The organism is Butyricimonas synergistica DSM 23225, assembly GCF_000379665.1.
Lineage (GTDB): Bacteria > Bacteroidota > Bacteroidia > Bacteroidales > Marinifilaceae > Butyricimonas > Butyricimonas synergistica.
Genome location: NZ_KB903371.1, coordinates 119,907 through 146,429, shown reverse-complemented (window position 1 = coordinate 146,429; position 26,523 = coordinate 119,907). Strand labels below are relative to the sequence as shown.

Here is a 26,523-nt window from a genome sequence, read left to right as displayed (position 1 = left end):
CGAACACTCTCTTTATGATCCCATTACCAAAAACAACTAATCAGAAAAAACAATACCGTATTTTTAAGTTTTTCTCTCAAATATTTAAAACTCCTATTCTTTTGCGTCTTTACTGTACTTATCGCAATCCCCAATTCGTCCGCAATCTCTTTTCCGGTATACCCTTTAATACTCAATAAAATAATCTGACGTTGTTCGTTAGGTAACTCATCAATATAACGATATAAATGTCTTGTCAGCTCCTCCCGAACCGTTTCCACAAAAACCTCATCCGAAAACCCCTCCGAATCTTGTATCACCTGTCGAGCATAACGTTCCCGATACCCTTTACTGCGAATTTCCATCATCGCCTGATTGTAAACCGCCCGATACAGATAATACGTGAAATTATTCACGTTCTCGAACTTGCTATCCGACTTCCACACGTTACACAACACCTCCTGAACCAAATCTTCCGCCCCGTGAACATCATTAATCAGCCTATTGGCATAAACACACAAAGCCGTATAGTAAGCCGTATAAATACACTTCCATCCCGATACATCTTTTTCATTTACAGCCCTGAGAATCTCTGCCGAGTCTATTGTCATAACCTCAATTTCGTGAAACATAAAGTTACCTCGGACAAAAATAGGAATTAATACCATAATATTAACACCTTCCCACGATTCTCATCAAAAATTTTACTCTACCCTCACCCATTTCACGGCATCCGCCACGAAACCTACTAAAACATTGCAATTCTCAAATTCGTATAGTATTTTAGCACACAAAATAATAAACATACAAGATTTATTACAGGAATATGAAAACACGGATTTCACGTATTGCTTTACCAATAATTATATTGTTGTTTTTCGCACAATGTGCCACCGTACCGATCACGGGACGCCGCCAGCTGATCCTTTTCCCAGAAAACGAAATGGTATCCATGAGTCTGACATCATATAGCAGCTTTTTGAAAGAAAACAAGCTGTCCACGGACGAGGCAAACAAAAAACGAATCAAAGACGTGGGAGCCCGCATCTCAAAAGCCGTAGAACAATACCTTGCCTCCAACGGAATGCAAGACCAGATCGCAAACTTTCAATGGGAATTTAACCTCGTCGCCAGCAACGAACCGAACGCATGGTGTATGCCGGGCGGGAAAGTTGTATTCTACGAGGGCATCCTTCCCTACTGCCAGAATAACGCTGGTATCGCTGTCGTTATGGGGCATGAGATAGCCCACGCCGTGGCGCACCACAGCAATGAGCGCATGAGCCAGCAAACCCTACTTCAATACGGGCAAGCCGCCGCAACGGAAATCCTCGGGCACAACCAATCCGATACACGCAAAGCCCTGCTTTCCGCGGCGATCGGCATGGGTACAAATTTAGGAGTCACCCTGCCTTTCTCCCGGAAACACGAGTACGAGGCAGATCGTTTGGGTTTGATCTTCATGACAATGGCGGGCTATGATCCCAACGAAGCCGTGGCATTCTGGAGTAGAATGGCACATTCGGGAGGAAGCAAACCTGCCGAGTTCCTCTCCACCCACCCTGCCGACCAGAATCGTATAGCGAAACTAAAAGCCGCCATTCCGGAAGCATTGAAATATAAACCTCAATAATACTTGGGCTACACGAAGCCTACCCTTTCCCTACCTCACCATCGAAGCATGAACGAAGCATAAACGTAGCATAATCGACGGGATGCGAATATGCAACGATATTGATTCGTTCATATAACCTTCATAAGGTAGGGAAAGGATAAAACACCGCTAGCGAACAGAAGGGGAAAAGATAGAAATCGGGCAATAATTCGTGATTTTCTTCATTTTCAATTTTCAATTTTCAATTTTCAATGATAAAATTCATACTTTTGTTGAATCATATCAATAAAGCAGTTTAGTATTATGGAAAACAAGTTAACGATATACAACACGTTAAGCCGGAAAAAGGAGTTATTTGAACCGCTAAATCCCCCGTTCGTGGGATTATATGTTTGTGGACCCACCGTGTACGGGGACGCCCATTTGGGACATGCACGCCCAGCGATCACGTTCGACTTGTTGTTTCGTTATCTCAAATACATGGGATACAAAGTAAGATACGTGCGCAATATCACGGACGTGGGACACCTTGTGAATGATGGGGATGACGGAGAAGACAAGGTCGCAAAGAAAGCAAAACTGGAACAACTGGAGCCCATGGAAGTCGTGCAATTATACACGAATCGTTACCACAAAAATATGGAGCAACTGAACACGCTCTCCCCCAGCATAGAACCTCACGCCTCGGGACACATCATCGAGCAACAGGAAATGATCAAAACACTGATCGACAACGGATACGCTTACGAGAGCGAAGGAAATATCTATTTCGACGTGGAACGTTACAATAAAAAATACCATTACGGGATTCTTTCCGGACGGAAGATCGACGAGTTGCTGGTAAATACCCGCCAACTCAGCGGGCAAGACGAAAAGCGGAATTCCATGGACTTCGCTTTATGGAAAAAAGCGACACCGGAACACATCATGCGCTGGCCTTCACCGTGGGGGGCAGGCTTTCCGGGTTGGCATCTTGAATGTTCCTGCATGAGCCAGAAATATCTCGGTGACACGTTTGACATCCACGGCGGCGGACTCGACCTGCAATTCCCGCATCACGAGTGCGAGATTGCCCAAAGCACTGCGGCACAAGGACACCCGGCTGTGAAATACTGGATGCACAACAACATGGTAACGATCAACGGGCAGAAGATGGGCAAATCGCTCGGGAACTTCATCACCCTGGATCAACTTTTCGCCGGGGACAACGACGTGCTCGAACAAGCCTATTCACCGATGACCGTTCGTTTCTTTATCCTTCAAGCCCATTACCGCAGCCCGCTGGATTTCTCGAATGAAGCGTTGAAAGCGGCAGAGAAAGGCTACGAGCGCTTGATGTCAGCCATCGTGCAGTTGCATAAACTGAAAGCATCAAACGAAAATACCGTGGATGTAAAAACTCTACGGGACAATTGCTTCGAGGCTATGAACGACGATTTGAACACCCCTATTTTAATAGCGCATCTGTTCGACGGCGTTCGCATGATCAACTCCATTGCCGCCGGAAGTGAAAAAATAGATGCAGAAAACTTAGAGATCTTAACCGAATTGTTCGATAGCTTCGCGTTCGACATTTTGGGATTAAAGGGAGAACAAGATGCCAGTGCCAGCAATCAAGCCCTCGGTAAAGTAATTGACGCCATGATGAATGTCAGGAAAGCAGCACGGGCAAATAAAGATTGGGCAACCTCGGACAAAATCAGGGATGAATTGAAAAATGCCGGAATCCAGATCAAGGACACGAAGGACGGTTACGAATGGGAACTAGAATAACACAATGATTATGACCTCTTGCTACCAATACATATTATTCAGTATTATTTTAATCACAGCTTGTCAAGGTGCGAATAAAGCCAAAAGCACGGAGGGTACAGCGGTTACAGGCAACACGGAAGCCTCCCGCGGCACCGGACCTAAATACGTGAAAAGCGTACAGTTTGTCTATCCCATGAAAGGAGATACTTGTCGTTTCGACCAGGAATTAGAAATCCTGTACGCCAATAACAAGCGCTACCCGATCGACTCGGCACACCTTTTCTTTAATCAAAGAAAGATTGCCACACTCGACAGCGTCACAAAAAAATATGTATTCAAAATCCCCCGGGAAAAATGCGGCACGAACACGTTGAAAGTAATTGCCTTCCACCCGGATAACAAGCAAGGAGTTGCCACTCAATCATTTATCGTAAAACCGGAGAAAGCCCCGAAAAGGTTGAATTACAAGTTAATCAAAACGTATAACCATGCGACGGATGCTTCCACACAAGGCTTGGTCTACATTGATGGAATTATCTACGAGGGCACTGGGATAAAAGGTCAGTCCACGTTGCGCAAAATCGACCTGGAAAACAATAAAACGCTGGCTTCATTAAGCTTGGACAGCCGTTATTTCGGGGAAGGGATCACCGTGTACAAGGATAAAATCTACCAGCTCACGTGGACATCCCAAAAAGCATTCGTGTATGATCTGGCAACCTTCACGTTGCAGAACACGTTCGACTACTCCATGCGAGAAGGCTGGGGACTCACCACCATGGGGGACAAACTTGTCATGAGCGACGGGACGCATCGCCTGTACCATCTCGACCCGGAATTATTCTCCGTCGTAAAGAATGTCGAGGTATATGACAACAATGGTCCGGTAACCAACCTTAACGAATTGGAATACATCAACGGTTACATTTGGGCTAACGAATGGCTCACGGATCGCATCGTGGTTATCGACCCGGAAACCGGAGAAGTCGTACAGGAACTACTGTTACCGAATATGCTGACTCCCGCGGAGAAAGCCAAATTGGACGAAAATGACGACGTGTTGAATGGTATCGCGTACAACGAAAAGAAGGGCACGATTTACGTTACCGGGAAACACTGGCCGAAGTTGTTCGAGATAAAAACTTATTAATTCTGTGATTTAATGATTGCCGATTTCGTGATTAAATCAATCACAGAGTCATCGAATCGGCAATCACGAAATCCATAAATCTAAAATTAAATAGTTATGGTTGACGTGAAAATCGAGCCCTCGTGGAAAGAATTACTAAAAGATGAATTCGAGAAACCTTATTTTTCCGAGTTAATCCAATTCGTGAAACAAGAATACAGTACCACGAGAATCTATCCTCCCGGAAAACTTATTTTTAACGCATTCGACCATTGTCCAGCCGATCGGACAAAGGTTGTCATTTTAGGGCAAGACCCTTACCATGGTCCCGGACAGGCACACGGGCTTTGTTTCTCTGTTCCAGAAGGCATAGAACAACCACCCTCCTTGCAGAACATTTTCAAAGAGATTCATAATGATTTGGGGACACCCATCCCCAGCTCTGGAAACTTGGAACGCTGGGCAGAACAGGGTGTACTCCTGCTCAACGCCACGCTGACCGTGAGGGCACATCAGGCAGGTTCTCACCAAAACAAAGGATGGGAAACATTCACGGACGCCGTGATCCGAGCCATAGCGGAACGGAAAGACAACCTCGTGTTCTTCCTTTGGGGATCATACGCCCAACGTAAAGGGGCTTTCATCGACACCAACCGTCATCTGGTATTGAAATCCGTCCATCCCTCGCCTCTGTCGGCAAACCGGGGTGGCTGGTTCGGCAATCACCAGTTCAGTCAAGCTAATGCTTATTTGAACTCAAATGGACTGCAAGAAATAGAGTGGTAAACCGCTCTATTTTTTCTGCCCGTTTGAGTTCAAGTTGCAACTTGGAAATTCCATGAATTTCCAAACTACGCAAACGTTTGAAATTTTTCTCTCGTTTCCTTGTGAAAGTCGGCTTTTAATATATAACTTTGGTGCACGAAATATAAACAACATATCAGCTATGGTTAATTACAAAGACTTAGGACTGGTTAATTCCAGAGAAATGTTCAAGAAGGCAATGGAAGGTAAATACGCTATTCCCGCTTTCAATTTCAATAACATGGAGCAAATGCAAGCGATCGTTGCTGCTTGCGTGGAAACAAAATCGCCCGTTATCTTACAAGTATCAAGCGGTGCGCGTAAATACGCGAACCAAACGATTTTGCGCTACATGGCACAAGGAGCAGTAGAGTACGCTAAAGAATTAGGATGCAATATTCCTATCTGTCTTCACCTTGACCATGGCGATACTTACGAGTTGTGCGTTTCTTGTATCGAGATGGGGTTCTCTTCCGTGATGATCGACGGTTCTGCCCTTCCTTACGAGGAAAACGTGGCTCTGACGAAAAAAGTAGTGGAGTACGCTCACAAATATGACGTCACGGTGGAAGGTGAACTTGGAGTATTGGCAGGAATCGAGGACGACGTGGTTGCCGCTGCAAGCGTGTACACCAGCCCGGACTTGGTCGAAGATTTCGTGAAGAAAACAGGTGTTGACTCGTTAGCGATCTCCATCGGAACTTCCCACGGTGCCAACAAATTCAAACCGGAACAATGTACCCGCAATGCTGACGGGATATTAGTTCCTCCCCCATTGCGTTTCGACATACTGGAAGAAATCGAAAGAAGAATCCCCGGATTCCCGATCGTACTCCACGGGTCATCATCCGTACCGCAGGATAAAGTTGCCACGATCAATAAATATGGTGGAGCGTTAAAAGATGCCGTGGGTATCCCGGAAGAACAATTACGTAGGGCAGCAACTTCCGCTGTTTGCAAAATAAATATCGACTCAGACGGTCGTCTTGCCATGACTGCCGCCGTTCGCGAAGTATTTGCCAACAAACCGGCAGAGTTCGATCCCCGCAAATATTTGGGACCGGCAAGAGATGCTTTGAAGGAATTATACAAGCACAAAACCATTAACGTTTTGGGAAGTGCCAACAGAGTAGAATAAAAAAAAGGGGCTTAATAAGCCCCTTTTCTATGAAAAAAACACTACCTTTGCGCCCTATTTGGATTTAATACCATAGGAGCAAAATGCAGAAAATTAGAAACATTGCGATTATCGCACACGTTGACCACGGGAAAACGACTCTGGTTGATAAGATGATCTTTCAAGGAAATTTATTCAGAGATACCGAAAACAAAGGCGATCTAATACTCGATAATAACGACCTGGAGAGAGAGAGAGGAATTACTATTCTAGCCAAGAACGTTTCAGTTCACTATAAAGATTACAAAATAAACATTATTGATACCCCGGGGCACGCCGACTTTGGAGGAGAGGTTGAGCGTGTACTCAATATGGCAGACGGTGTTCTATTGCTGGTTGATGCCTTCGAGGGGACTATGCCGCAAACCCGTTTCGTGCTCCAGAAAGCACTGGCTTTGGGTAAAAAACCGATTGTCGTGGTAAACAAGGTTGACAAAACGAACTGCCGCCCAGACTTTGTGTACGAGCAAGTGTTCGATTTAATGTTCTCCCTCGATGCCACGGAAGAACAATTGGATTTCACGGTAGTGTACGGTAGCGCGAAACAAGGTTGGATGTCCACGGACTGGCACAAACCGACAACAGATATTACCCCATTGCTGGACGCAATCATCAAAGATATTCCCGCCCCGAAAGTACAGGAAGGGACCCCCCAGATGCTAATCACTTCTTTGGAGTATTCTTCATACGTGGGACGGATTGCTATCGGCAAATTAACCCGCGGAACGTTAAAATCCGGAATGCCCGTAACTCTCTGCAAAAGAGATGGCGTTACCCTTATAAAAACCCGTATTAAAGATTTGATGACCTTCGAGGGGATGGGCAAACAAAAGGTGGAAGAAGTGGAATGTGGCGAGATTTGCGCACTGGTCGGTATCGAAGGTTTTGAAATCGGGGATACAATTGCCGATTTCGAGAACCCGGAAGCTCTCGCCCCTATCGCTATTGACGAGCCGACCATGAGTATGTTGTTCACGATCAATGATTCCCCCTTCTTCGGACGGGACGGAAAATTCGTGACTTCCCGCCATATCAAGGATCGCTTGGATCGGGAATTGGAAAAGAACCTCGCCCTACGAGTGGAACCGGGACAATCAGCCGATTCATTCATCGTGTTCGGTCGGGGAGTTCTTCACTTGAGCGTGCTGATCGAAACCATGCGGCGTGAAGGATACGAGTTACAAGTAGGACAACCGAAAGTAATCATCAAAGAGATCAACGGCGTGAAATGCGAACCCGTGGAAGAATTGACCATTGACCTTCCGGAAGAAGTCTCCGGCAAAGCGATTGAAATGGTCAACCGCCGCAAAGGAACTATGACAAACATGGAACACCGCGACGAACGGGTACACCTGACATTTGACATTCCATCCAGAGGTATCATCGGTTTAAGAAGTAACCTGTTGACCGCAACCGCAGGAGAAGCCGTGATGGCACACCGCCTGAAAGGTTTTGAACCGTATGCCGGAGAAATAGAAATGCGTACCAACGGTTCGCTGATTGCCATGGAAACAGGAGATTCATTTGCATACGCGATCAATAAATTGCAAGACAGAGGTCGGTTCTTCATTAACCCGGGTGACGAAGTGTACGCCGGGCAGGTTATTGGGGAAAGCACCCGTCAGGACGATATCGTGATTAATGTGTGCAAATCGAAAAAACTGACAAATATGCGTGCCAGCGGTTCAGACGAAAAGACGAACATCGCCCCGCCAATATTATTCAGTTTGGAAGAGGCTCTCGAGTATATCAAGGAAGACGAATACGTGGAAGTTACTCCAAAATCCATGCGCCTTCGCAAGATTTACTTGGACGAGAACGAACGCAAAAGAAGAAATAAAACAATAGAATAGCAATGAATGAGGGTGTGCCAAAAGTCATTTTTGACACACCTTCATTTCTCCACCCCATTTGCCTATGTTGACAAACATCCGCCTGCAATGCCAACAGTTGACAAACCCGCAATTCACGACACCGAAAGAACTCGTGGCATGGATGGGTGCCTTACAGGCTCAAAACTACCCGATGGTAAAATGGGCAATCGGAATAAGATTAAAATCAGGTTCTTTATCGATCGTTGAAGAAGCCCTGCAAAAGGGTGACATCATTCGCACCCACGTCATGCGCCCCACGTGGCATATTGTCGTGGCCGAAGATTTGCGTTGGATGTTAAAACTATGCTACCAACGCATCAAGGCTGCCAACGAGTCGTGGTGCAGGCAAGTCGGTATTCAGGAAAAAGAATACCTGAAATGCAACCGGGAGATCGAAAAGATACTCGAAGGCAAGCACCTTACCCGAGAAGAAATGGGGATAGAGTTAGCCCGTCTCGGTAACATTGTCGACCAGACCCGACTGAACCACTATCTATTCCGTGCCGAATCGGAAGGCATTATTTGCAGCGGAGCGGATAAAAACAAAAAACCGACGTATGTCCTTCTGGAAGAACGTATTCCCCCGGTTAAAGATTTGTCCAAAGAAGAAGCATTGGCGAAATTGGCAACAAATTATTTTAGAAGCCATTCCCCGGCGAGCTTACAGGATTTCACGTGGTGGTCCGGCTTGCTCATCTCGGAAGCCAAACAAGCGATAGAAGCCATTAAACCGGATTTGCACGTGGAAAAATACGGCTCGCTCGAATTGTACGTGCACGAATCCTGCCAGAACGCACCTTCCTCCCGGGCACAACTTCACCTCCTGCCCTCCTACGATGAATACCTCATCAGTTATAAAGAGCGAGGCACGGTAATGGATCCCATTCACCACCCCAAAGCATTCAACAACTGGGGTATATTCTATCCTGTCATCCTGTACAACGGCAAGGTAGTAGGAAACTGGCACAAGAAAGCCTCAAAAAATCAGATAAAAATAGAAACTACTTTTTTTGAAGATCATCCCAAGATCAGCGAGAAACTCATCAATCATGCTTTAGAGAAGTATAAAGCGTTTTTTTTAATGCCATGATAGAATGATTTCCGATTTCTTACCTTTTTCATTTGTTGTTTCATCACTCTAAGCTTAAAATCAAAAGAAATTTCATACCTTTACATGATATATTGGTGCATTATTAAACTTTTAGGTCATGAAAACAAAAAATACCTCCCCGGATAACGACATTATCGCTTCCACGGAAAAGAAGCTTCGGAATGTTCGCACCTGCTTGTATATACTGGTACTGGCGGCAATAGCCAAGATTGCCATGACTGACTTTTACGAGGCAAACTTCCGCACGTGGATTAACGTGGGTGTGATATTTTTAATTGTATTCCTGGTACTTTCCATTGAGGTGAGCTTGCGCAAAAAACTTCGTGCCGAGAAGAAGAAAGAGGAAAATCGTTTGTACGAGCACCCTTTATAGCTTCGGTACCGTAAACCAGAACTTCGACCCGTGTCCTTCTTCTGATTCAACCCCGATTTGCCCTTTCCACTTTTCCACGATCGTCGAGCATATCGAAAGCCCGAGTCCTGTGCCTTGCTTGAAAGAATCCAGTTTGACAAACCGTTGAAAAATAGCCTCTTGTTTCTCCCGCAGAATCCCGGAGCCGGTATCTTCCACGAAGAAATACATATCGCTCTCCCGAACTTCATACCCGAAATGTATATACCCTTTTGTAGTGAATTTCAAGGCATTATTCAAGAAATTACATATAATCTGGCTCAAACGGTTTTTATCCACGAACAAGCTATTCACACCTGTGTGCTCGCCAACGAACTTCATCTCCACGTCCCCATCTACTTTCATCTTGTACAAGGACTCGATCCCCGACAAAAGCAAATCCACCTCAACTTTTTCGGGGATAAAATCCAATACCCCGGCTTCGATTTTCGAGAGATCGAGAATATCGTTTATCAGTTGCAGCAACAAATCCGTGTTCGTCCGTATCAATTTGATATACTCGTCCCGCTCGTCTTTCTCCAATTCCTCGTCCATCGTGAGCAACTCGGAAAAACCGACAATCGCGTTCAAAGGTGTCCGTATCTCGTGTGACATATTGGCGATAAAAGCAGACTTCAAGCGGTCGGACTCCTCGGCTTTCGCTCTCGCTTCCACGAGTACCGTGTTGTCAATCCAAACCATCATATACCCGAGCGTATTACCCGCCTCGTCCTTCAGCCCTTTCACGTGAACCGTGAAATAACGGGAAGATTTCTTCTTGGAACAAATCTCGTATGCCTCCTTCCATGCCTTGGGCGAAAACTCGTAATCGATCACCAGTTGTCCCGTCCCGTCGAGTACTTCCCAGCATTCATCCGATATAAACCGGAGGGAGTACAAGGACAAGCCGATCAAGTCTTTTTTATCCGTGATCCCCGTCGCTTCCAGAAAACACTCGTTCACCTCCTGCATAACCCCTTTGGCATCAACAAGGCAGATCGCCAATGACGTATTCCGGTAAAGATAACCGAAACGGAGTTCACTCTCTTTTTGCAACACTTCCGAACGGAAATGCGACATCCCGATACATAAAACATGAGATAAAGTACTAATATACAACTTATCCTGTTCCGTCCACTCCCGTTTCTCCCGAACGAAATCGACTCCCACAAATCCCCATGTGCGGTTGTTCGAATTCAAAGGGGCAACGAGGATGGAACGAATACCCTGGGCATCCAAATCATCATCCGCGAACAATTCGTTCCGCAACACGGCAGAGCACATATCTGCCGAATCTGCAACAAGAGCGTGTTGCAGATTCTCCTTCTGCGGCTCTATTCCTTCCGCCACGACTTCATACGTGTTATCACAAAACAAACCGGAACGGTCGAATTCAAATATATACGCCCGGTCAGCCCGGTATTCCTCCATGATCCGCAGCAACATTCGGTTCACCGCCTCCTCCTCTGTCTTCTCTTGCAGGAAAACCTCCAAAGATTCCGATATATGCCGTTGGTTCTCCAGAGAGTCTTTCAAACTATCACTCAACTCCTGCTGCCACCTCAAATAATTCCTTGTCCGGTAAAAATAAAAACCGATCATCAACACCAACACGAAAACCAGCGTCCCGATCAACATTCCCACCAGCACATTCTTATTCTCTTCCCAGAAAGAACTGGGATAGCTGAAATAAGCCACCGGATCGCCCAGAACCGCCGGGTCAAGTTTATATTTCAACACCAGGCTTTTGTTCAGATGCGCCCCGAATCCCTCTCCCGCGTCATTCAACGGAATATCTCCCGGTTCCGCCCCGTCCAACAGCCTGATAGCGATCTCCGCTAACTGCTGCCCGTAAGTGACCATCGAATAATAATATCCACCCATGAAATCCTTGCTGCCCTTCCCCCAGTCGGCAAGCGTGAACACAGGCTGATCGACCGTGGCGAATATCTTGGCATTGATATAATCAAAATCATTCGTCTGGCTAGTCATATCCTGCAACCAGGAAGCATACACGATCCCCGTGTGTTCCGGTAGATGTTCCAAACTCCGCAACAACGAATCTGTCGTGAGGAAACGCCCGTCCAACGAGATAAGATTCAACTCCGGATGATCTTCCGGGACAAACTTTTGCGCGAGCAAAGAAGCAAATATCCCGTAAAAACAATTATCCCCGACAAGAACAACATTCTTCGTGTCCGGGAATAAACGCTTCATCATGTGTATCGTCTTGCTCACGCCCACGCGTTCAGTGAGTCCCGTCGCGTTGTATTGTTTACACAAGTCGGTTGTCGCCACGAAATCCTTGGCAGACAAATGTTGCTTGTCGCAGTAACGGTCATAATCGACACCCCAATCCTTGACCCCGGCAAGAAGCACTTTCACCTCTCCCCATTCCCCGTTATAAGCCTTCCGGTATGCCATCCACGAGGCATCCGCCAGCAAGACGACGATCTTTGGCGGGCAAGCCGAGTGCTGCCGTAGAATCACCTTCATTCGCTCCACCCATATTTCGGAGGACGAGAAGCGGTCGCAATTCAAGTATTCACTGTAAACCTTAACCGAATCGACATGAAGATTAAGTTCCTCACGAAATGAATTCTCGATCATCTTCGGCCAGGGATAACGGCTACTATATGAACTAATCAACAGGATATAATCATCCCGCTCTTTGTTTTCCCCCGAAAGATTTATCGCAAACAACAAGCATAAGGCAATGATAATGTATCTCATATCGTGATTCTGATTTGAGATCCATAATCCACATCATCCGTAAAAGCCTGATTGAAATTATATTTACCAGCATAGATCAATGCAGCCCGGATTGTTCCCCCGTGAGCAAACACGCAGACTTTCCGGTACTTCGTTTCCTTCAAATCATCCATAAAACGGGACACCCGATTATACTGTTCGAGGAAACTTTCAGCTCCCCCCGCGGGAATACTCAACCAATCATCGTACCATTCCTGCAAAAGGGGATCTTGTATCTCGTCCCAGCGCAGTCCTTCCCAATGCCCGAAATTCAGTTCCTTCAATCGCTCGTCCGGGATAAAATCCCCGAACCCGCAATAGAGTGCCAGCTTACGGCACCTTTGTAAAGGACTGGAATAAACGGCATCAAACGTGTACCCGGACAAAGCGGTTCGCACCCGTTCCGCTTCCTCTTTAAAGGAAGGAGCCACATCTACATCCGTATTGCCATAACACGTACCCGGCACGACATCAACCCTCGTATGTCTAACCAAAACTATCTCCATAATACAATCTTTCACTTCGTAAAAATCGCTTTTTTTTTCGTATCTTGCTAGAATTTCATCAATTAATTTATAATTTTGACTTTATTACAAGCAAATAGGCAGCCATGAAAAGTTTTATCACATTCCTGTTAGGCATTTGTCACGTGACAATTATATACTCCTGTCAAGACGACCGTTCCTTCACGGGATACGCTCATCAGCTTGCCAACGGCAAATGGGGGGCATTTCCTACAAATACGACCACGCCCTTGATTTCAGCGAAGGTCTGGCAGCCATCAAAATGGGAAACAAATACGGGTATATCAACACGCCCAGGGACGTCGTGATCCCCTTGAAATACGAGGCTGCCGAATCCTTTCGCAACAACCTCGCCAAAATTCGTTTCAACCGTTGCCAGGACATCATCGCCAACACCGGCAAAGAAATAGTCCCCTGTAAATACAAATCAGTCTACCCGATCGAAGAAGACGGCACCCTGTAAGTACAACAACAGACCGACGGGCACGTGATACGGGTAAAAATCAAGAACTAAAATAAAAACTGGTAACGACACCAGATCACCAGCACGCTCAAATAAAATACCTGCTCGATAATCAGAACGGAAGCACCGCAACAATCTCCGGTGTATCCCCCGATCTTTGCTTTAAAAAAGAAGCGTAAAGCGATTGCCGTCAATATCGCAGGAACCATCGCCCAACAGAAAGAGGCATCTTTCAGAAAAAAGAAAGGAATCATCGTGACCGCTCCCACGAGCACGAAAATAAGTACCTGTACTTTACTGTAAATTACCTTTGTCTTACTCTCTTCTTCCTTACGGACATAAGGCAACGTATTTATCATCACGGCAGCACATAACTTTGAAAAACAATCGGCAGCAATCACGATCGGGAAAATCATCGCGGGATCGAAACTCGACAACAAGGAATAGTATAACCCGAAATAAAGCACTAGCCCGATCGTTCCGTAACACCCGATATGTGAATCCTTCATGATCGCCAAAATCTTTTCCTTCGAGGTGCCGCCCCCGAAACCGTCAAAGAAATCCGCCAAACCGTCTTCATGCAGAGCACCGGTCAACAGTATCCTCGCGATAATCGCCAGGACACACGCCACCCCCAACGGCAACACCTGAGCCGTAAGCCACAGGACACCTCCGGTTGTCGCTCCCGTCAGAAAACCCACCAAAGGCCAGAACTTGATCACATCCGCGAAATAGCGTTTATCCACGTTTACCAACCGCCACAGCGGCAAACGCGTAAACATCATCAATGCTGCCAAAAGAGAACACATAGTAATTTTAGATTTAATGATTTTAGATTCCTGCCGCACAAGCCATCACTTCAACTCCCCCCTTACTTACAATTTTCAATTATTTAAAGTATTTCGTCACTGCAGCCGCCTTGAAAGAAGCCATCTCGTTAATCATGTTCACGGCAGAAACCAGCAAGGGATAAGCGCAAATAGCCCCCGTACCTTCACCTAACCGCAAACCAAGATTCAACAAAGGTTCCGCTTTCAAGTAATCCAGCACGAGCTTATGCCCGCACTCGTCGCCCTGGTGCCCGTATATACAGTAATCGGTCAGCGCGGGATACAACGCCCGACCCGCCAACACGCAGTTAGTCATGATAAAACCGTCCACGATGATAATCATCCCCAGCTCGGCAGCCCGAAGCATCCCTCCCACGGCAGCCACCATCTCGAATCCCCCGAAATAACGGATAACGTCTTTCGCCGAACCGTCGCCAGTGTAATTCTCCATGCAACGACGCAACACGTTGTACTTGTGTTCCACCCCTTCACGGGACAACCCGCTGCCCGCACCCACGCAATCCGACAAGGGAATACCCGTCAAATAAGTCATCCACATCGAGGAAGAAGAAGTATTGGCAATCCCCATCTCCCCGAAGCTCACCACGTTCGTCCCCTCCGCGTGCACCATATCCACGATCTCCGCACCGATCTCGATTGCCCGATCGAACTCCTCTTCCGTCATTGCCGCCTCGTGCAGATAATTGGAAGTAATCTTCCGTATCTTCCGGTCGATCAACCCCTCCATCGGTCCGAAATCACAATTTACCCCGCAATCCACCAGCTTAATCCCGAAACCGTGCTGCCGGGCGAACATATTCACCCCGGCACCGCCCTTGATAAAATTAGAAATCATCTGCGCCGTCACCTCGGGTGCGGAAAAACTAACCCCCTCCGTCACGATACCGTGATCGGCAGCGAAAATAATATTCTGCGGTTTCCTCAATTCCGGGGAAAGCGTCTGTTGTATCAAACCGATTTGCGCCGCCACCTTCTCCAACAAACCCAACGATCCTTTCGGTTTTGTCAAATTATTTATCTTGTCTATCAAGGCTGGCAACATCGCCTTGTCCGTCTCCTGAATTACAAAATTTCTCATATAATTGAAAATTGATTTACTTCACTCTCATGGCTATTCCCGACACCATCAACACCACCTCGTCGGCGGCACGGGCTATATACTGGTTCATCCATCCCTGCAGATCCGTGAAACGGCGTTGCACCGTGTCGACGGCAACTCCCCCCATCCCGATCTCGTTCGTCACGAAGATAAATGTAGCCTCCTGCCGGGTAAACCGGTCGAATTCCTCCTTCATCTCCCCGAGGGATTTATCCACGTCCGAATCGTTATCAAAAAAGAAATTCGTTCCCCACAACGTCACGCAATCGATCACCACCACACGCCCATGCACGTCATGCCGGCTCAAAAATTTCTCCTCCTCTATGTTCGTCCATCGCACTCCCCGATCAGCCTGGTGCCTTCTCACCCGTTCCCGGAACTCCTCGTCCCATACCCGCGAGGTGGCTAAGTAAACGGGATTCTCCGCCAACTGCAGAGCCAAATCCTGCGCGTACCGACTTTTCCCGGAACGTTGCCCTCCCGTAACCAATATTACTTTTCTTTTCATCATAGCGGCAAATTTCTCTGTTTTTTTAAGAAATTCAAAGTATTATTCCGGAAAATAAAACATTTATTTTCGCTTCCACACCAACAACACGTCAAGGACAACCCCCAAAAGCACCCCCACGGTGTAACACACGAGGTCGCTCCACGAAAAGCTGAAGCCCAGCACCAACCCGCCCAAAGTCGTTCCCCGGATAGCATCTATCCAAGGGGCATGGTACAACTGACTTATCTCGACCAAATATGAAAATACCAACGCCACCCCGAAAGACACACTCCTACTCATCCTCACGAACAGAAAGCGGCAACCGAAATACACCATCGCTGCCCAAAGGACATCACCCACGTACATCTTCACGAAATCAATCGTGCAGACGTCTGTCTTCCGGGAAAGCAATCCCAAAACGATCATTCCCAGAGTCAACAACAAATACTTGAACCGCATTCCTTTCATCATATTGTATCTTTTCATCTCTTCCGGCAGGTCACAAATTTACAAAGAATCCATTCAATTATATAATATTTTCCATAACTTTGAACAAACTAATAATCTGAATGACAATGAACATCACATTCGAGAAACTCGGGAACAAACACCAGAAAGAGGTTATGGACATCTTCAACTACTACGTGGAAAACAGCTTCGCCGCCTTCGCGGAACACCGGCTCCCGGATATTTTCTTTGAAAAAATACTGGAGAAAATACAAGACTACCCGGCATACGCCATCAAAGAATCCGACTCGGGTGCCACCGCCGGATTCTGTTACCTGAGTCCCTATCATCCCCTGCCGACCTTCCGACACACGGCACAAATCAGCTATTTCATCCTTCCACACTACACCCACGCTGGGGCGGGCAAAATGTGCCTCGACCTACTGGAAGCTGACGCCAAGAAACGGGGAATCCGCATCATTCTCGCCGACATCTCGTCTAAAAACCCGCAAAGCATCTCGTTCCACGAGAAATTCGGCTTCACGCCATGTGCCCGACTGGAAAAAGTGGGACACAAATTCGGGGAAGACTTCGATGTCATCATCATGCAAAAAAACTTGTGAACAACAGGGGATGACCGCCCGCATCACTCCCGTGTAGCCTCCCGTTTGTTCTTGAATAACGTGGCATACCTAAAATTTTACCCACGTTAAAAAAGCACATCTTTCGTTAAAACGTGGGCGAAGAGTGGGCAAACTGTAGGCGATAAGTGGGCGGACCCGCCTATAAGCCGCCCAATAGTCACCCAATAGTCACCTAACGCGAGAGTAAATTGCCATTCTTCAGGCTACACATTCCCGATTTCCCGATACACAACGTCCTCATCCCGGGACACGCATTTTCATCTCTCTTCAATCTATCGAATGAAATTGTTTATTACTTTTGTCATCTGGATTCTAAAAAAAGAGTGATGATAGAACTGATACTCTCCCGACACGGAGAAACCCTGGAAAACCAACAACACATCCTGCAAGGGCAACTCCCCGGCACGCTCTCCCCACTGGGCAAAGCGCAAGCGGAGAACCTGGCGGAGATATTGAAGGACGAACGGCTTGATGCCGTCGTGTCCAGCGATTTGGCTAGGAGTTACGAAACAGCACTAGCCGTGGCAAAACGCCACGGGCTGACACCCCACCAAACACCCCTGTTGCGGGAAATGGACTGGGGGGTATACACGGGACAACGGCTCGACGATGTCGACTGGCTCAACCTGCCTCCCAGCGTGGAATCTGTCGAAGCCCTTTACCAACGGGCGACCGACTTCATCCGTTACCTGCAAGATAACTTTCCCGACCGGCGCATTATAGCCATCGGGCACGGGGCATTCAACCGGGCTATCATCACGTACCTCGAAGGCAAGAAAGCGATCGAAATGATCGATCTTCCCATCATGGAAAACACGACCCGCGTTTACTTTAAAATATAAACCCAATTGAAAATTGGAAACCTGCATTTTCAATTTTCAATTTTCAACTTTCAATTATTATGAGGATTTACACGAAAGGAGGAGACAAAGGAACTACCGGAATATTCGGGGGAAGCCGGGTTGACAAAGATGACATCCGCATCGAGGCAAACGGGACACTCGACGAGCTGAACGCATCGCTGGGCGTGATACGGGCTCTGCTGGATGAACAGGACGAACGCCAAGAAATGCTGGCATACCTGCAACGCTCGCTGATGATCGTGATGTCGCAAGTGGCAACCCCGTCTGCTATCCGTGAAGAAAACCCGAACAAACTACCGGAAGACCTCGACGCGTTCTGCGAACAACATATTGATCGCATGAACAACGAGATGCAACACCCGTCAACTTATTTCATCCTGCCGGGAGGCACTCCGGTTTCCGCCCACTGCCACGTGGCACGCACCATCGCCCGAAGAGCCGAAAGACGCCTTTGGACGCTCAACCGAACTGATGAGGTTCCCCCTCTTATTCTCCGTTTCGTGAATCGCCTCTCCGACCTGCTCTTCACCCTGGCTCGCTGGGAAATGGACAAGGAGGGATCGGAAGAAGAAAGATGGAAAGCCTTTCTTTACAAGAAGAAAAACAATTAAAATGGAAGAAATCATCTAATCTAGAATCAATATATGCACCTTCGGTCTATCATGTTTGTCGGTACCTGCTCGGACGCGGGAAAAAGTATCATCAACACGGCATTCTGCCGTATATTCAAGCAAGACGGTCATCATCCCGCCCCATTCAAGGCACAGAATATGTCCTTGAATTCCTATTCCACCCCCGATGGGCTGGAAATCGGGCGAGCCCAAGCCGTGCAAGCCGAAGCGTGCGGCATAGCCCCGGAAAGCGATATGAATCCCGTGTTGCTCAAACCCACGAACGACCAAAGCTCGCAAGTCGTGTTGAACGGTAAGCCCATCGGGAATATGTCCGCCAAAGAATACTTCATGTCCAACAACAAAGCCGGACTATTCGACCAAGCTTATGCCGCCTACGAACGCCTGCATGCCCGTTACAACCCGATCGTGCTGGAAGGTGCCGGGAGCATCTCGGAACTGAACCTTCGGGACAGGGACATCACGAATATGCGTATGGCAGTCCGCACGGATGCCGCGACGTATCTGGTGGCAGACATCGACCGGGGAGGCGTCTTCGCTTCCGTCTACGGGTCTATCGCCTTGCTGTCGGCAGAAGAAAGACGACAAGTGAAAGGTATCATTATCAATAAATTCCGGGGAGATATATCCCTATTTGACGAGGGACGCCGACTGATTCAAGAATTAACGGGCATTCCCGTGGTGGGAGTGATTCCGTATTTCCGGGATATTTATATCGAGCAAGAAGACTCCGTCGCCCTGGAAACCAAACACGTGAAGGCGGAAAGCGGTAAAATCAACGTGGCAATCGTCCTGCTGAAAAGAATGTCAAACTTCACGGATTTCAACGTACTGGAAAGGGACGACCGTTTCCACGCTTATTACACGAACAACACGGAAGAAATCCGCAAAGCCAACATTATCATCCTCCCCGGCACGAAGAACACGATCGCCGATTTGCAAAACATTCGGGAAAACGGCATTGCCGAAGCCATCATCCGGGCACACAGGGACGGCAAGAAAGTGATCGGCATCTGTGGCGGCTACCAAATGCTGGGAGCCCGCGTAGAAGACCCTGACGGGATCGAGGGTGATATGCCCGCCATCCCGGGCTTGGGAATCCTCCCGCTAGTAACCGTCATGGAAGCGGAAAAAGTGACCCGCCAACGCCAGTTCAAGTTCCGGAACCACCCGGAAACTTGCCAGGGATACGAGATTCACATGGGACACACCACGCTGCTAGACGGGGAAAAACCGTCGCCCCTTAACCGGATGCACGAGGGACAGGAGGATGGTTACCTGCTCGACGATAAATGCTGGGGGACATACCTCCACGGGATTCTGGACAACGACATCGTACTCAACGACCTGGCAGAAGGCTTAACCCGCGCCACACCCAAGAAGTTCGATTACGCCGAATTTAAAAACCAACAATACGACAAACTGGCTCAACACGTGCGTTCATGTGTTGATATGGAATATATATACTCCACACTTAAAACAAAATAACTATGCTTAACGGACACGGTGACGACCTTTACAAATCTGGCAACAAGATAAAAGCCAATTTTTCCACGAACGTGTGGTATGACGGGGACTCGGATATTATCCGGTCTGTCCTCAAAACACAAATCGACACGATATTCCATTACCCGGAACCGTCTGCCGAATCATTCGTCAACGAAGTGGCTGCATTCCACGGCGTGACCCCTCAAAACGTCATTGCCGGAAACGGAGCCACGGAATTGTTCTACTTAATCGCACACGCGTTCGAGGGGGCAAAAACGCTATTGCCGATCCCCTCGTTCCGGGAATACGAGGACGCTTGCACGCTGTACAGGCACAATATACTATTCTCCCGCATCGAATTGTTCGAACCGGAAGCCGCAGACTTAATGTTTATCTGCAACCCGAACAACCCGAACGGGTACATCTGGACACGGGAGCACATAGAGCGCATCCTACGATACTACCCGGACATGACACTCGTCGTGGACGAATCATTTATCAATTTCGCCCCGACGGCAGAACCCAGCGAACCACTGCTGTCCCGTTACCCGAATCTACTGATGGTTCATTCCATGACCAAGAGTTTCGCCATCCCCGGTCTGCGCCTGGGCTACATGCTGGGTAACGAAGCACTGATCGAACGCATCAAAGCTTTCAAATTCCCGTGGAGCGTGAATTCTCTCGCCATCGAGGTAGGGAAATTCCTCATGAAAAACGGGAAATACTTGCTCCCGGACACGTTTCGACTGCTGAAACGCAAAGAAGCATTCGTTCAACATTTGGATGAAATCAATGGTTTCCTCCCTTTAAATTCAGGCACCTCGTTCTTCCTCGTGCACACCAAATATAACGTCAAGGAACTGAAACAATATCTCATAGATAAACATGGAATATTGATTCGGGAAGCCTCGAATTTCAGGGGACTGGATGAACACTATTTCCGGATAAACACCCTCTCCGAGGAGAAAAACCGAATGCTCGTGGAAGCACTGAAAAATTTAGAATTTAAAGTTTAGAATTTAAAATGAACTCATTTTCAATTTTCAATTCTCAATTCTCAATTCTTATCGTCCCGCTCGTCATCGGGTACGTGCTCGACTTGCTTTTCGGGGACCCGAGAAAGCTGCCTCATCCCATCGTGGCATTCGGGAACATCATCGGCTGGTGTGAACGACATTTGAACAAAGGGGGACACCGTAAAACGAAAGGTTGCCTCATCGCCATCGGATTGCCCCTTGCCACCCTCTGCCTCGGCGGACTCCTGGCATGGGGAGCGTGGGTCATTCATCCCGTGACCTACTACATCATCGCCTCCGTTTTCGTCTTCTACGGGTTGGCAAACCATAGCCTGATACAAGAAGGCGGAGAAGTGATCCGCACGCTGGAAACCCAAGGACTGGAAGCCGGGAGGAAACGGTTATCCTGGATCGTGGGGCGGGATACCAGCCAATTGCCTCCCAAGAAGATATATACCGCCGTTCTCGAAACTATGGCAGAGAACCTCAGCGACGGAGTGGTTGCCCCGCTATTTTTCTATGCGCTAGGCGGCTTCCCCACCATGATGATGTACAAGATGGTTAACACTCTCGACTCCATGATCGGCTACAAAGATGCCCGCTACAAAGACTTCGGTTGCTGTTCCGCACACCTCGACGACATCTTAAACTACATCCCTGCCCGGCTGACCGCACTGCTGATGGCGTTATCCGGTTACCGGAAAGGCATCTTCGCCTTCATCCGGAGATATGCCCGTCAACACGCCAGTCCCAATTCCGGCTATCCCGAATCCGCGATGGCAGGCATCTTGGATTGCCGTTTCGGGGGACCGAATATCTACCACGGGATTCTGGTCGAGAAACCTTATATCGGGGTTAACGACCGGGAACTATCCGGCAAGGATTACAAACGTGCCGCCCGCGTGAATCAATCGGTGTGCCTGCTGACGGTAATCCTCGTCTGTATTATTTACACCCTTCTTTGTCCTCCACTTCCATTTTTCTAGCTTTTTTTATACATGTACTTTTCCATATAAAATAAACCCTAAAAGTTTTGTGTCTAACTTTTAGGGTTTATTTCAAGTTTTAATCACCCTCTTTTATACCTATTTCCGTTCTCCTAACTTATCATCGATATATACAAGATTGTGCCCATTCAACATTTTAAGACGATCCACAATAGCCTGAGCGGTATCTTCCTCTTCAACTTGCTCATTCACGAATCCATTAATGAAATTTTGTGCCGCTTTGTCATTTTCTTTAATAGCAACATCCAACAAATCATCGATTAATTTAGACACGTGGCACTCGTGCTGATAAACATGCTCGAACACTTCCAAAGGAGATCCCCATGCCGAGGGAACCACGTTGACTTGTCCAATCTCGATGTTTCCTCCTCGCTTGATCACGAAATCAATCATTTCATAAGCGTGTTCCAACTCTTCTTTAGATTGTGCTCTCATCCACGATGCCATTCCTGTATATCCACTTTGCGCGAAGTACACGGACATAGATAAATACAAGTTAGAAGACCACATTTCAGCATTCACCTGAGCATTAAATGCTTTCACTAAATTTTCGTTCATCATAACTCTTTTATTTACAATTTACTTTTTTCAAACTAACCGAAACAAGACAAAATATATGCCACACGCAACGACTATGCAGAAATATTCCCTTACGGACAATTTGTCATCTCGAAATCTACAACAACATATCTAACAATTGCTCCATTCTGCCTTCTCCCCAGTAAAAGTGGATGTAACTCGCTACTACATTTTTATACCGATAAACAGGTGTATCGACTTTTTCCCCCTTGGCGTTATACACTTTCACCCCATTAGCGCCTCCTACCGTTCCCGGCTTTACCCGGGAATAATGGAATTCGTGTCCCCGGATTGTCTTATCGCCCAAGACCACTTCCCTATAGCCTAATTTTAACTTCATTTGCTCCATCGTCGCCTCCTGCCGGAGAACCCCAACCATAGAATACGTGACACCGTCTGTACCCGTGATATGCTCACACAGATACATCATTCCCCCACATTCGGCTAACAATCTTCCCCCCGTTTCGCAGTATGCCCGGAGAGCTTGCCTCATGCCCTCGTTCCCGCTCAACCCGGGAAGAAAGAGTTCGGGATACCCTCCCGGCAAATATATCAAATCGGCTTCCGGCAATACCGTGTCCCGCAACGGACTAAAGAAAACGACTTCTCCCTCCCGCTTCAACGCTTCGAGGTTCTCCCGGTACATGAAATTAAAAGCTTCATCCCGAGCCACCGCTATCCGTTTATTCCCCTGCCGGGATTCCTCCCGCACCTCTTGTCCGGGAAAATCTACCGTACACAATTCCAACAACCGATCGACATTCACGGTTTTGGCGATCACCGCCGCCACGGTATCGGCAAATTCATCAAAACAAACACTCTCGTCAATAGACAATCCCAAGTGACGAGAAGGAATGACAATCCGTTCGTCCCTAGGGATGTAACCCAATGCCTCGATACCGACGTCCTCGCAAGCCCCCCGCAGGTAAGCGTAATGTGACTCCGATGCCACGAAATTAAAGATCGCCCCAACGACACGTAATTCCGGGCGAAAGTGCATAAAACCGTACAACACGGGAGCCACGGAATAAGCCGTCGACTTGGCATTCAACACCAGCACCACGGGAATCCCCAGCAAACCGGCAATCTCGGCACTACTGCCCCTCATCTTGTCATACCCATCAAACAACCCCATAACACCTTCCGTCACACAAACATCGCACTCTGTCCCGTAACGCGTGTAGATTTGCCGCACGTGTCTTGCCGAAGCCATAAAAGTATCCAAATTGACAGCCTCCTCTCCGGCTGCCATCGCATGATGTTTCGTGTCAATATAATCCGGTCCGCATTTGAAAGGCTGTACCTTCATGCCCCGCTTCCGCAACAACCGCAACAAACCCAACGTGAAAGTCGTCTTTCCGCTTCCAGAAGTTGCCGCACCGATCAATACCTGTGGTTTCTGCATCTTCACCTTTTTAAATACCTAACTTTTTCCTGATATCCTTCGGGATAGCGTTCTTGTGTACCAGTATATCCATCGTCTTCAACGCCATGTAAGGATAAGAGGCGTAAAAATACCCGCCGAACTTATTGTATTTATTCCAAGAGTTCTTCACGATAAAATAAGGCGTTCCGTTCTGATCCATTGCCTTACCGATAACATGCATTCCATGGTCATCCGTCGTCAGGTAACGGTCGAATTCTTCCTGCCTCATCTCCTGGGTGATTTTCTTCTCGGGAGCCGGAGCCAGTTTAAATGCTTCCATCGTTTGCTGTTCTTTGGATAACTTTTCCCACTTGGCTATTTCAGCCCCGGTCATCTCTTTCGTGTTCGTCGTGGGGACCACGGCAACGCCTGCATCCTTTGAGGCAAACCCTTTCTCGCTCACGTCAGCCCCCCAAACAAAGGTATATCCGTTATCGATAGCACTTTCCATCACCCGCATCAACTCGTTCAACGGGATGTTATACACCTTATCCCATCCCCAGTTATCGGCGACTTCCAACGCGAACTCCGTGTAGAATGGATGATGCGTGAACGAACTCAAGTTCACGTAATCATCCATGTTCAACCCAACGACCTCGTCGGCAAAAGTACGGGGGGTATATTCTTTCCCCTTGTACTCGAACTTCTCGGGTTCCTCGCCGAGATAAACATCCAGAATCGCGTCGAATCCTTTCTTCCACGCGGAGCTCAATCGTCTGTTATTATTCTCGACCACCGCTTCCACGTATGCTTTCAGCACAGCATCAATCTCCCCGAACACGTGATTCGGCTCCCCGTAATTCAACCCCTCGAAAACTTCCAGGGGAACAATCCCGTATTTCTTTGCCATATTAATGACATCTGACGAGGCTCCGCCCACGGCAAAATTCAACACGCCATGCAAACGGACATACTTGTCAGCCTTGTCGCTGTACGCGTGTTTCACGAAATAGATTGCCGAAAGGTTTACTGAATCTTTCCCCAACCGCATCATTTCCGATTCCAGGAAAGAAGCCGTAGACCATGCCCAACAAGTACCGGATCGGAACTGGTCTTTCACGGACGTGGCAGGCAATCTCTTGATATCCGTGAACTTATACCCCTCGGGCTTCACGGTATCCTGTTTTACCGTATCTTGCGCGTAGACACCCACACGGGCTACAAGAAACAGTACCAATAAAAACGATACAAACTTTTTCATATTCTTATGTTATAATGACTATTTTATTTTTGACAAAAGTAGCCAATAAGTCCGTATTCTGTCTTTCGTCCAATCAAAAATTGTACTACAGATAAACAGAAGAGGTTGTCCTACTTCACTTCAGACAACCTCATTCCTAATTATGCACGGAAAATACTATTTTTTCTCGGAAACCACAGTCCATCCCTTTTCAATAGCTATAGAAGGAGTGCCGACAGATTTATTTCCATAAACGGTTACCGTAGCCTTACTATTCGTCGTTTTATAAAGCCGTGTATAAACAGCATCAACAGCATCTTTATCCATTTGATTATTCTCAAAAGACACAGTCACAAGAGCCCGGCAATTTGATAAATCTAACTCTGCCAACTGGTTCGTTCCACAAGAAATAGAGGTTAGGCAAGCCAATACCTTATTGGAAGTACACACTTTCAAGGAGATTAACTCATTCTTAGAGCACGTCAAAGAAGTCAAACTCTCGTTGGCAGATAAATCCAAAGAGGTCAATTTATTCCCGCTACAATCCAAGGACGTCACGTTTGGGGATATTTTCAAACCCGTCAATTGATTGTTCGCACAAGTAATACTAGCCAGATTATCATATGAAGAAAGATCTAAAGAAACAAGCTTATTATTACTACACACGATTGATGTTACAGAACTCGGGAGTTTCGGCAATTCCGTCAATTGATTCTTGCTACAATCCAAGCTCGTCAGATTTTTACAAGCATCCACACTCAAAGAAGTCAAAGCAGCTTTACAAACAACAGCCGTCAATTCCTGGCAATCATTCAAATCCAAAGAAGTAAATTTCCCGGCAGAACATTGTAATTCTGTTAATAATGTACATTTACTCAAGTCGAGCGAGGTCAAATCCTTTTCCGCTATCCACAACAAAACAGGTCCTCGCCCTTTCGCGACAATCGTATATGTGCCAGCTTCAAACTCGTGACTGTAAACCGACATACTACCCGGCTTTTCCGTTTTCCCGTCCCCCCAATTAATCTCATCTACTAACGCCCCGAGATAGCTTCCCCGGAACAAGTTAAAACTAACTTTTCCCGCTTCAGCTTTCGTTACACTCATGGATATTTCCCAAGGGGTTGTCATATCTTCATACACCCGGTCCACGTTATCGGAGCAAGAAGTAAACATTGCGCCCCATATCATTAGCATTACAACAAATATTTTTCTCATAGCCTGCAAA

General features: G+C 47.2%; 26 protein-coding genes. 15 read left to right on the top strand and 11 right to left on the bottom strand.

Features of this window, described 5'->3' with window-relative positions; genetic code table 11:
• Positions 1-23: 23 nt before the first annotated feature.
• On the bottom strand, positions 24-590 hold the full coding sequence (locus tag A3CY_RS0117735) for an RNA polymerase sigma factor (RefSeq protein WP_018339292.1): 567 nt from the start codon (positions 588-590) through the stop codon (positions 24-26).
• A gap of 215 nt (positions 591-805) precedes the next feature.
• On the opposite strand from A3CY_RS0117735, the gene A3CY_RS0117725 reads away from it, so the two are divergent.
• The 8 genes from A3CY_RS0117725 (at position 806) to A3CY_RS0117690 (ending at position 9,817) form a co-directional block, all read left to right on the top strand.
• Positions 806-1,612 (top strand): M48 family metallopeptidase, encoded by an 807-nt coding sequence (locus A3CY_RS0117725; protein ID WP_018339290.1) that lies wholly within the window; start codon positions 806-808, stop codon positions 1,610-1,612.
• Positions 1,613-1,897: 285 nt separating this feature from the next.
• Complete coding sequence (cysS, locus tag A3CY_RS0117720; RefSeq protein WP_018339289.1) at positions 1,898-3,367, top strand: cysteine--tRNA ligase; 1,470 nt, start codon at positions 1,898-1,900, stop codon at positions 3,365-3,367.
• Positions 3,368-3,377: 10 nt separating this feature from the next.
• Complete coding sequence (locus tag A3CY_RS0117715) at positions 3,378-4,499, top strand: glutaminyl-peptide cyclotransferase (protein ID WP_148375305.1); 1,122 nt, start codon at positions 3,378-3,380, stop codon at positions 4,497-4,499.
• Positions 4,500-4,595: 96 nt separating this feature from the next.
• Complete coding sequence (gene ung / locus A3CY_RS0117710) at positions 4,596-5,264, top strand: uracil-DNA glycosylase (protein WP_018339287.1); 669 nt, start codon at positions 4,596-4,598, stop codon at positions 5,262-5,264.
• A 160-nt stretch (positions 5,265-5,424) separates the two neighbouring features.
• Positions 5,425-6,420 carry a class II fructose-bisphosphate aldolase gene (locus A3CY_RS0117705; protein WP_018339286.1) on the top strand — a complete coding sequence of 332 codons (996 nt, stop codon included), beginning with the start codon at positions 5,425-5,427 and terminating at the stop codon, positions 6,418-6,420.
• Between the two features lie 83 nt (positions 6,421-6,503).
• A complete protein-coding gene (gene typA / locus A3CY_RS0117700; protein WP_018339285.1) occupies positions 6,504-8,312 on the top strand; it encodes a translational GTPase TypA in 1,809 nt (602 codons plus the stop codon).
• 64 nt (positions 8,313-8,376) lie between these two features.
• The gene (locus A3CY_RS0117695; protein WP_018339284.1) at positions 8,377-9,423 is read left to right on the top strand and encodes a winged helix DNA-binding domain-containing protein; all 1,047 of its coding nucleotides are present in this window, start codon (positions 8,377-8,379) and stop codon (positions 9,421-9,423) included.
• Positions 9,424-9,541: 118 nt separating this feature from the next.
• Positions 9,542-9,817: a hypothetical protein gene (locus A3CY_RS0117690; RefSeq protein WP_018339283.1), complete on the top strand. Its 276-nt coding sequence runs from the start codon at positions 9,542-9,544 to the stop codon at positions 9,815-9,817.
• Here A3CY_RS0117690 and A3CY_RS22310 read toward each other — a convergent pair.
• Positions 9,812-12,568 (bottom strand): sensor histidine kinase, encoded by a 2,757-nt coding sequence (locus A3CY_RS22310; protein WP_018339282.1) that lies wholly within the window; start codon positions 12,566-12,568, stop codon positions 9,812-9,814. The two genes, A3CY_RS0117690 and A3CY_RS22310, sit on opposite strands and share 6 nt — an antisense overlap.
• Positions 12,565-13,092 (bottom strand): alpha-ribazole phosphatase, encoded by a 528-nt coding sequence (gene cobC, locus A3CY_RS0117680; protein WP_018339281.1) that lies wholly within the window; start codon positions 13,090-13,092, stop codon positions 12,565-12,567. Before cobC ends, A3CY_RS22310 begins: the two co-directional genes overlap by 4 nt.
• 136 nt (positions 13,093-13,228) lie before the next feature.
• On the opposite strand from cobC, the gene A3CY_RS0117675 reads away from it, so the two are divergent.
• A complete protein-coding gene (locus A3CY_RS0117675) occupies positions 13,229-13,573 on the top strand; it encodes a WG repeat-containing protein (RefSeq protein ID WP_148375307.1) in 345 nt (114 codons plus the stop codon).
• A gap of 47 nt (positions 13,574-13,620) precedes the next feature.
• Here the strand turns inward: A3CY_RS0117675 and cobS are convergent, their stop codons facing one another.
• The 4 genes from cobS to A3CY_RS0117655 all read right to left on the bottom strand — a co-directional run bounded on the left by cobS (position 13,621) and on the right by A3CY_RS0117655 (position 16,484).
• Positions 13,621-14,382 (bottom strand): adenosylcobinamide-GDP ribazoletransferase, encoded by a 762-nt coding sequence (gene cobS, locus A3CY_RS0117670; RefSeq protein WP_018339279.1) that lies wholly within the window; start codon positions 14,380-14,382, stop codon positions 13,621-13,623.
• A gap of 79 nt (positions 14,383-14,461) precedes the next feature.
• Positions 14,462-15,502, bottom strand: coding sequence for a nicotinate-nucleotide--dimethylbenzimidazole phosphoribosyltransferase (gene cobT / locus A3CY_RS0117665; protein WP_018339278.1), 1,041 nt, complete (start codon positions 15,500-15,502; stop codon positions 14,462-14,464).
• A 16-nt stretch (positions 15,503-15,518) separates the two neighbouring features.
• Positions 15,519-16,031: a bifunctional adenosylcobinamide kinase/adenosylcobinamide-phosphate guanylyltransferase gene (locus tag A3CY_RS0117660; protein ID WP_026207824.1), complete on the bottom strand. Its 513-nt coding sequence runs from the start codon at positions 16,029-16,031 to the stop codon at positions 15,519-15,521.
• A 63-nt stretch (positions 16,032-16,094) separates the two neighbouring features.
• Positions 16,095-16,484: a ribosomal maturation YjgA family protein gene (locus A3CY_RS0117655; RefSeq protein WP_018339276.1), complete on the bottom strand. Its 390-nt coding sequence runs from the start codon at positions 16,482-16,484 to the stop codon at positions 16,095-16,097.
• Positions 16,485-16,588: 104 nt separating this feature from the next.
• Here A3CY_RS0117655 and A3CY_RS0117650 point away from each other — a divergent pair, with 104 nt between their 5' ends.
• The 6 genes from A3CY_RS0117650 to cbiB all read left to right on the top strand — a co-directional run bounded on the left by A3CY_RS0117650 (position 16,589) and on the right by cbiB (position 22,089).
• Positions 16,589-17,083 (top strand): GNAT family N-acetyltransferase, encoded by a 495-nt coding sequence (locus A3CY_RS0117650; protein WP_018339275.1) that lies wholly within the window; start codon positions 16,589-16,591, stop codon positions 17,081-17,083.
• A gap of 347 nt (positions 17,084-17,430) precedes the next feature.
• Positions 17,431-17,946, top strand: a complete 516-nt coding sequence (locus A3CY_RS0117645; protein WP_018339274.1) for a histidine phosphatase family protein — start codon at positions 17,431-17,433, stop codon at positions 17,944-17,946.
• Between the two features lie 59 nt (positions 17,947-18,005).
• Positions 18,006-18,578 carry a cob(I)yrinic acid a,c-diamide adenosyltransferase gene (locus tag A3CY_RS0117640; protein ID WP_018339273.1) on the top strand — a complete coding sequence of 191 codons (573 nt, stop codon included), beginning with the start codon at positions 18,006-18,008 and terminating at the stop codon, positions 18,576-18,578.
• Between the two features lie 33 nt (positions 18,579-18,611).
• The gene (locus A3CY_RS0117635) at positions 18,612-20,087 is read left to right on the top strand and encodes a cobyric acid synthase (protein ID WP_018339272.1); all 1,476 of its coding nucleotides are present in this window, start codon (positions 18,612-18,614) and stop codon (positions 20,085-20,087) included.
• Between the two features lie 2 nt (positions 20,088-20,089).
• On the top strand, positions 20,090-21,103 hold the full coding sequence (locus A3CY_RS0117630) for a pyridoxal phosphate-dependent aminotransferase (RefSeq protein ID WP_018339271.1): 1,014 nt from the start codon (positions 20,090-20,092) through the stop codon (positions 21,101-21,103).
• An 8-nt stretch (positions 21,104-21,111) separates the two neighbouring features.
• Positions 21,112-22,089, top strand: a complete 978-nt coding sequence (gene cbiB / locus A3CY_RS0117625) for an adenosylcobinamide-phosphate synthase CbiB (RefSeq protein WP_018339270.1) — start codon at positions 21,112-21,114, stop codon at positions 22,087-22,089.
• 99 nt (positions 22,090-22,188) lie between these two features.
• Here cbiB and A3CY_RS0117620 read toward each other — a convergent pair whose 3' ends face one another.
• From A3CY_RS0117620 to A3CY_RS22305, 4 genes are all read right to left on the bottom strand, one after another.
• Complete coding sequence (locus A3CY_RS0117620; RefSeq protein WP_018339269.1) at positions 22,189-22,671, bottom strand: ferritin; 483 nt, start codon at positions 22,669-22,671, stop codon at positions 22,189-22,191.
• Between the two features lie 115 nt (positions 22,672-22,786).
• Positions 22,787-24,094 (bottom strand): cobyrinate a,c-diamide synthase, encoded by a 1,308-nt coding sequence (locus tag A3CY_RS0117615; RefSeq protein WP_018339268.1) that lies wholly within the window; start codon positions 24,092-24,094, stop codon positions 22,787-22,789.
• A gap of 10 nt (positions 24,095-24,104) precedes the next feature.
• A complete protein-coding gene (locus tag A3CY_RS0117610; RefSeq protein WP_018339267.1) occupies positions 24,105-25,316 on the bottom strand; it encodes a C1 family peptidase in 1,212 nt (403 codons plus the stop codon).
• Between the two features lie 156 nt (positions 25,317-25,472).
• Positions 25,473-26,513, bottom strand: a complete 1,041-nt coding sequence (locus tag A3CY_RS22305; RefSeq protein ID WP_155828449.1) for a leucine-rich repeat domain-containing protein — start codon at positions 26,511-26,513, stop codon at positions 25,473-25,475.
• Positions 26,514-26,523 lie beyond the last annotated feature (10 nt).